The organism is Bacillus sp. 3103sda1 (assembly GCF_024159135.1).
In the GTDB taxonomy this organism is placed as follows: domain Bacteria; phylum Bacillota; class Bacilli; order Bacillales; family Bacillaceae_G; genus Bacillus_A; species Bacillus_A rhizoplanae.
In genome coordinates this window covers 1-7500 of sequence record NZ_JAMYWS010000001.1, presented here as the reverse complement: position 1 = coordinate 7500, position 7500 = coordinate 1, and the positions used below count along the sequence as shown (strand labels likewise).

Annotated in this window: 6 protein-coding genes (1 of these 6 only partly in view); all 6 read right to left on the bottom strand. The window is 36.2% G+C overall.

The window, feature by feature from the left end:
• Positions 1 to 1302 carry the 5' portion of a DNA gyrase subunit A gene (gyrA, locus tag NKR74_RS00030; protein ID WP_253628321.1) on the bottom strand. 1173 nt of this gene lie to the left of the window's left edge, so the window shows 1302 of its 2475 coding nt (coding positions 1-1302); its start codon is at positions 1300 to 1302; the stop codon falls past the left edge of the window.
• Between the two features lie 91 nt (positions 1303 to 1393).
• A complete protein-coding gene (gene gyrB, locus NKR74_RS00025) occupies positions 1394 to 3316 on the bottom strand; it encodes a DNA topoisomerase (ATP-hydrolyzing) subunit B (protein WP_253628320.1) in 1923 nt (640 codons plus the stop codon).
• A 38-nt stretch (positions 3317 to 3354) separates the two neighbouring features.
• A complete protein-coding gene (gene recF / locus NKR74_RS00020) occupies positions 3355 to 4482 on the bottom strand; it encodes a DNA replication/repair protein RecF (RefSeq protein WP_230575663.1) in 1128 nt (375 codons plus the stop codon).
• 12 nt (positions 4483 to 4494) lie between these two features.
• Complete coding sequence (gene yaaA / locus NKR74_RS00015; RefSeq protein WP_098310159.1) at positions 4495 to 4707, bottom strand: S4 domain-containing protein YaaA; 213 nt, start codon at positions 4705 to 4707, stop codon at positions 4495 to 4497.
• Between the two features lie 122 nt (positions 4708 to 4829).
• Positions 4830 to 5975 (bottom strand): DNA polymerase III subunit beta, encoded by a 1146-nt coding sequence (gene dnaN / locus NKR74_RS00010; protein WP_230575662.1) that lies wholly within the window; start codon positions 5973 to 5975, stop codon positions 4830 to 4832.
• Between the two features lie 181 nt (positions 5976 to 6156).
• Positions 6157 to 7500, bottom strand: coding sequence for a chromosomal replication initiator protein DnaA (dnaA, locus tag NKR74_RS00005; RefSeq protein ID WP_253628319.1), 1344 nt, complete (start codon positions 7498 to 7500; stop codon positions 6157 to 6159).

Genomic DNA, 7500 nt, shown 5'->3' with positions numbered 1-7500 from the left:
TGTTAAACGTTGCAAACGCATATCTAAAATTGCTTGTGCTTGCTTTTCACTTAAGCCAAAACGTTCCATTAATCCTTGCTTTGCAATGTCTGCTGTCTTCGAATTACGAATTAGAGTAATTACTTCATCAAGATGATCTAACGCGATGCGTAAACCTTCTAAAATATGAGCACGAGCTTCTGCTTTCTCTAATTCATATGCAGTACGTCTACGGATAACGACCTTCTGATGATCCAGGTAATGATATAGACATTCTTTTAAATTTAATACTTTTGGTTCTCCATTTACGAGCGATAGCATATTAATACCAAAGCTTGTCTGAAGTGCTGTATGTTTATATAAGTTATTCAATAACACATTTGCGTTTGCATCTCGTCGTAATTCCATGACGATACGCATACCATTTCGATCTGATTCATCACGTAAATCTGTAATACCATCAATCTTTTTGTCTCGAACAAGCTCCGCAATCTTTTCAATCAACCTTGCTTTATTCACTTGATATGGTAATTCAGTTACAATAATAGATTGCTTCCCATTTGCCTTTTCTTCAATCTCTACTCTTGCACGAAGAATTACTGTACCACGCCCTGTTTCATACGCTCTTCGAATTCCACTTCGTCCAAGAATTTGACCAGCTGTTGGGAAATCTGGACCGGGAATATACTCCATTAATTCCGCGATTGTAATCTCTGGATTGTGACTTAACGCTAATACCCCATCAATTACTTCACCAAGCTGATGCGGAGGAATATTCGTTGCCATACCAACCGCGATACCAGTTGCACCATTTACTAATAAATTAGGAAAACGCGCAGGTAATACAATTGGTTCTCTTTCCGAACCATCATAGTTATCTTGATAGTCAATTGTATTTTTTGTGATATCACGCAATAGTTCCATAGAAATCTTGGACATTTTTGCCTCTGTATAACGCATCGCAGCCGCCGAATCACCATCGACAGAACCAAAGTTACCATGTCCATTTACTAGCATATAACGTTGACTAAAGTCTTGGGCCATTCGTACCATTGTTTCATATACCGCTGAATCACCGTGTGGATGATACTTACCAATTACTTCACCAACAATACGTGCAGACTTCTTATACGCTTTATCAGCAGTAATTCCTAAATCGTTCATCGCATATAAAATTCTGCGGTGCACAGGTTTTAGCCCATCTCGAACATCTGGCAGTGCACGAGATACGATAACGCTCATCGCATAATCTAAAAACGAGGTACGCATTTCCTGGCTAATATTAATTTCTCGAATTCGGCCTTGTTGTTGGTTGTCTGACATCAACCAGCACCTCCTCATTACATTTCCAATCGATATATCATGTTCATTTATACGTAGAAGACAGGAATACTCCGATTCCTGTCATCAGTCATTAAATATCAAGGTTTTGTACATATTTTGCATTTTCTTGGATAAAGTTACGACGTGGTTCAACTTTATCACCCATTAAAATTTCAAATGTTTCATCTGCTTCGATTGCATCTCGAAGCGAAACTTGAAGAAGCGAACGTACTTCTGGATCCATTGTTGTTTCCCATAGCTGCGCTGGATTCATTTCTCCAAGACCTTTATAGCGTTGAATACCTGGTTTTGGTTGTTTCGGAATCTCCACTAATATATTTTCAAGTTCTTTATCGTTGTAAGCATACTCAACTCTCTTACCCTGTTGCACTTTATATAATGGCGGCTGTGCAATATATATATAACCGTGCTCAATAATTTGACGCATATAACGGTAGAAGAACGTTAATAATAGGGTACGAATATGAGCGCCGTCGACATCAGCATCCGTCATAATAATAACTTTGTGATAACGCGCCTTTTCAATATCGAAATCTCCACCAATACCAGTCCCAAGCGCAGTAATAATTGTTCGCACCTCATCGTTTGATAAAATTTTATCTAAACGCGCTTTTTCTACATTAATAATTTTTCCTTTAAGCGGTAAAATCGCTTGGAAGTGACGATCACGCCCTTGCTTTGCTGAACCACCCGCAGAATCACCCTCTACGATATAAATTTCACTAATAGAAGGATCTTTAGAAGAACAATCTGCAAGTTTTCCTGGCAAGCTCGATACTTCTAGCGCACTTTTTCTGCGTGTTAATTCACGAGCCTTTTTCGCCGCTACACGTGCACGCGCTGCCATCGTTCCCTTATCTACAATTTTTCGAGCGACATTTGGGTTTTCAAGTAAAAACTTTTCAAGTGCTTCAGAGAAAACTGATTCTGTAATTGTTCTCGCTTCGCTATTTCCGAGTTTCGTTTTCGTTTGCCCTTCAAATTGCGGATTTGGATGTTTAATGGATACAATAGCCGTTAAACCTTCACGAACATCTTCACCCGTTAAATTACTATCAGCATCTTTTAAAATATTATTTTTTCGACCATAATCATTAATAACACGTGTTAATGCTGTTTTAAATCCAACTTCATGCGTACCACCTTCATACGTATGAATGTTATTTGTAAATGAATAAATGTTAGTTGTATATCCTTCGTTATATTGAAGAGCAACTTCAATTTGAATTCCATCTTTCGAACCTTCTACATATACCGGTTCCTCATGTATCGGTTCTTTAGAGCGGTTTAAATGCTCAACATAAGACTTAATACCGCCTTCATAATGGAATTCTTTCTTTTGTTTATGTTCACGTTTATCTTCAATTGTTAGTTTAATATTACGATTTAGAAACGCTAGTTCTCGTAAACGAGTTGCTAACGTATCAAATTCATATTCCGTAGTTTCAGTAAAAATTTCTGCATCTGGTTTGAAACGCGTTACTGTTCCTGTATGATCTGTATCCCCAATCACCTTTAAGTCTGCAACTGGAATACCACGTTCATACTTTTGATAATGAATTTGCCCGTCACGATGAACGAATACCTCTAACTCCGTTGATAATGCATTCACGACAGAAGCACCTACACCATGTAAACCGCCAGAAACTTTATAACCGCCGCCACCAAATTTACCACCCGCATGAAGAACTGTCATAATAACTTCTACAGCGGGGCGACCCATTTTCTCGTGCATCCCAACCGGAATACCACGGCCATTATCTGTTACTGTAATACTATTGTCTTCTTCAATAGCTAGATTAATCTCATCACAATATCCTGCTAATGCCTCGTCAATACTATTATCAACAATTTCCCATACAAGGTGATGAAGACCTTTTCCGCTCGTTGAACCAATATACATCCCTGGACGTTTCCGAACTGCTTCTAGTCCTTCTAACACCTGTATTTGACTTTCGTCATATGCGTTTTCTTCAATTTGTTTTTGTTCCATTGACACAAAGATCACCTACTTTTCCATTTAGACAGAAGCTATTTATCTTCTTCTCCACAATCCACTGTGCCGTTCGTTACATGAATTGTTTTTGCTTGTTTTAATGTATCATGCTCAATTCCATCAACACTTGTCGTTGTCACAAACGTTTGCACCTTTCCTTGAATCGTATTAAGCAGATGTGATTGCCTGTAATCATCTAGTTCTGATAACACATCATCTAATAAAAGGATTGGATATTCGTTAACTTCTGAATAAATCAATTCGATTTCAGCTAACTTTAGGGAAAGTGCGGTCGTTCGTTGTTGCCCTTGCGAACCAAAGACTTGAACATTTTTACCATTAACGAAGAATTGTAAATCATCACGATGAGGCCCAATTAAGGTTGTACCACGGAAGAGTTCACGTTGTTTCACAGATTGGAAACTTTCATAGTATACTTCTTTTATTTTCGACAAATCCATGGATTCTGATACATCTATACTTGGTTTATAGACTATTTCCAGCTCCTCAAGTCCCCTGCTAATTCCTCGATGAATTGGAGCTGCCCATTCTTGCAATAAACGTAAAAATTCAAAACGTTTTTTTAATACTTTTACACCATGTTCAACGAGTTGAAGTGTAAACACATCTAGCATAGCTTCATCATTCATACTGTTTCCTTGCATTTTTTTGAGCAAATGATTACGCTGTGTAAGAACTTTTTGGTATTGACTTAGTTCATACAAATATACAGGAGCTATTTGTCCAAGCTCCATATCTAAAAAACGTCTTCGTACTTGAGGACTTCCCTTTACAAGGTTTAAATCTTCAGGAGCAAACATAACAACATTCATTACGCCAATATATTGACTCAATTTTTGTTGCTCAAGTTGATTTAACTTTGCCTTTTTCCCTTTTTTGGAAACGTTCAGTTCTAAGGACAAAGAGTTATTTCGTTTTTGCAGTCTCCCTTTTATCTTACCACAATCTTCATCCCATCTGATAAGTTCACGATCATTAGAAGTTCGATGAGATTTGGCCATCGCTAATACATAAATCGCTTCCATCAAATTTGTCTTTCCTTGCGCATTTTCACCAATAATTACGTTTACTTTATCTTCGAAGGAGAGATCTAACTGTTCATAATTGCGATAGTTTTGTAAATGTAATTCTGTAATATACAAAGGGATCCCCCTTTATCCTTGAACTTGAAATGTTCCGATCCCCGGAATTTCAACGATATCATTTGTATATAATTTTCGCCCTCGTCTATTTTCAGGCTCTTTATTCACATACACTTCATACTCTTGTAAAAACCATTTTACCGCTCCGCCTGTATCAATCACGTCAGCCAGCTTTAAAAATTGTCCTAATGTAATATATTCTGTCGAAATTTGAATATGTTTCATACAAATCGCTCACTTTCTAAAAGTGTTCATTCTTTCATTGTACTAAATAAACAAGCATTAGGAAAGTAATAGGGAAAAATCAAAAGGGTTACCAGTACATCTACACTAGTAACCCTATCCTTTTAGTACGTACGTACTGGTAAAATTAATTGAGTAATGGAATCATCGTTCACTGTACGAATTAAAAATGGTCTCATTGCACCAGTGAAGCTAATTTTAATTTCTGTACTATCTAATGCTTTTAATGCATCCATCATATATTTTGCACTAAAGGAGATTTTTAACTCTTCACCTTCAATTTTCTCGCACTGAACTTCTTCTACTACTTTCCCGATTTCTGGAGAGTTCGATGAAATTTCTAACATTTGATCTTCTAAAGTTGCTAATTTCACAACATTATTACGTCCATCTCTTGCTAATAAAGACGCTCGATCAATTGCTTGTAAAAATTCTTTTGTATTTACAAAAATATCCGTTTTACTATCCGGTGGAATTAATCTTGTTGTATCAGGATAATTACCCTCTAACAATCTAGAGAAGAACAATAAATGCTTCGTCCGGAATAATACTTGGTACTCCGTTATAACAATATCTACCATCTCTTCTGATTCATCAAGAATTTTACTTAACTCATTTAAACTTTTTCCTGGAATAACAACATTTGCTTGAAATTCATTCAAAATAGTTTGTCCTGCAATTTTCGCTTTACGAAGCGCTAAACGATGACTATCTGTTGCAATACAAACTAACTCGCTGTTATATACTTTCCAGTTTACACCTGTCAAGATCGGGCGTGTTTCTGATGTAGATACAGCAAAAACAGTTTGACGAATCATATGTTTTAACAGATCCGTTGGAATTTGAAATACATGATGTTCTTCAATCTGTGGTAACAATGGATATTCAGCTGAGTCTAAGCCATTTAAGTTAAACTCGGATTTTCCAGATTTTATTTTCGTCATAAAATGACTTTCGACAGAAATTTCAACTGTATCTTTCGGTAATTTTTTTACAATTTCACTAAAATATTTTGCTTGTAAAACAATACTTCCTGATTGTAGGACTTCTACAATTTCTTTTCCATCCTCTTCAATTGGAATAAAGGATTCGATGGATATATTTGCATCGCTACCTGTTAATGTAACACCTTCTTCATTTGCTACGATTTTAATCCCTGTAAGAATTGGAATTGTTGTACGAGAGGAAACAGCTTTCATTACATCTTGTACACTTCTGACAAGGTAATCTCTTTGAATTGAAAAATGCATAACGAAAACCTCCGGCAAGTATAAAATTGATTTTATTTAATAATAATAAAAAATTAGTAGTAATAGTAATAGGTCTTGTGGATATGTGGATAACCCGTTTGAAATGCGGAAAAACAGTCTATCTACATGTGGATAGACTGTGTATAAAATAAAGAGAGTTATTCACGTTATTCACATCCTATTACTTTAAAATATCGTGAATGTCTTCAAGTTGCCTCTGTAATTGTGCATCTGTTTTTAACAGTTTTGAAATTTTTTCATGTGCGTGAATGACTGTAGTATGATCACGACCTCCAAACTCCTCACCGATTTTTGGTAAGGATGAATCTGTTAGTTCACGAGACAGATACATTGCAATTTGACGAGGGAAAGCGACTGATTTTGTACGCTTTTTCGCTTTAAAGTCTTCTAATTTCACTTGAAAAACATCCCCTACAGCTTTTTGGATGTCATAAATTGAAATAATTTTTGGTTTTGAATTTGGAATAATATGCTTTAGTGCCTCAGCAGCTAAATCGGCATTAATATCCTTATTAATTAAAGACGAATACGCTACAACACGAATTAGAGCACCTTCTAATTCACGGATGTTAGAGTCAATTTGATTTGCGATGTAGAGCATAACTTCATTTGGAATATCCAGACCTTCAGCTTTTGCTTTCTTGCGTAAAATCGCAATTCTTGTTTCTAAATCTGGAGGAGTAATATCTGTAATGAGTCCCCATTCAAAGCGTGAACGTAAGCGATCTTCTAATGTAGGAATTTCTTTTGGCGGACGATCACTTGAAATTACAATTTGCTTACTTTCTTCGTGCAACGCGTTAAATGTATGGAAGAACTCTTCTTGTGTTTGTTCTTTTCCAGCAAGAAATTGAATATCGTCTATAAGTAGAACATCGACGTTCCGATATTTATTACGAAAATCAACGGCCTTATTATCACGAATAGAATTAATAAACTCATTTGTAAATTTTTCAGATGACAGATAAACGACCTTTGCGTTTGGATTATGTTCGATAACATAATGACCAATTGCATGCATTAAATGCGTTTTTCCAAGTCCAACTCCCCCGTAAATAAATAAGGGATTGTATGCTTTAGCTGGTGCCTCAGCTACAGCTAACGAAGCTGCATGGGCAAAGCGATTGCCAGAACCGATTACAAAGGTATCAAATATATATTTTGGATTGAGCATGCTTTGCGGAAAATGATTAGGTTCATCATGCGTTGTTGTATTTTTTTTAACAGGAGGATAGTCAAATTCCTCTTCTGTTTGACTTTGTGGAATGATAAAGCGAATCTCAAGCTCTGCTCCCATTAAGTGAATAATTGTCTCCGAAATAAGATCTGAATAGTGGGATTCCAACCAATCACGTGCAAATTCATTTGGAGCTGTAATGGTTAAAACGTCCTTTTTTAAAGAATAAGCTTTTGTAGATTTAAGCCATGTTTCATAACTAGGCTTACTCACCTTTTTTTCTAGTTCTTTTAAGGTGCTATTCCATAAATCTGAAATGTTTTCCAA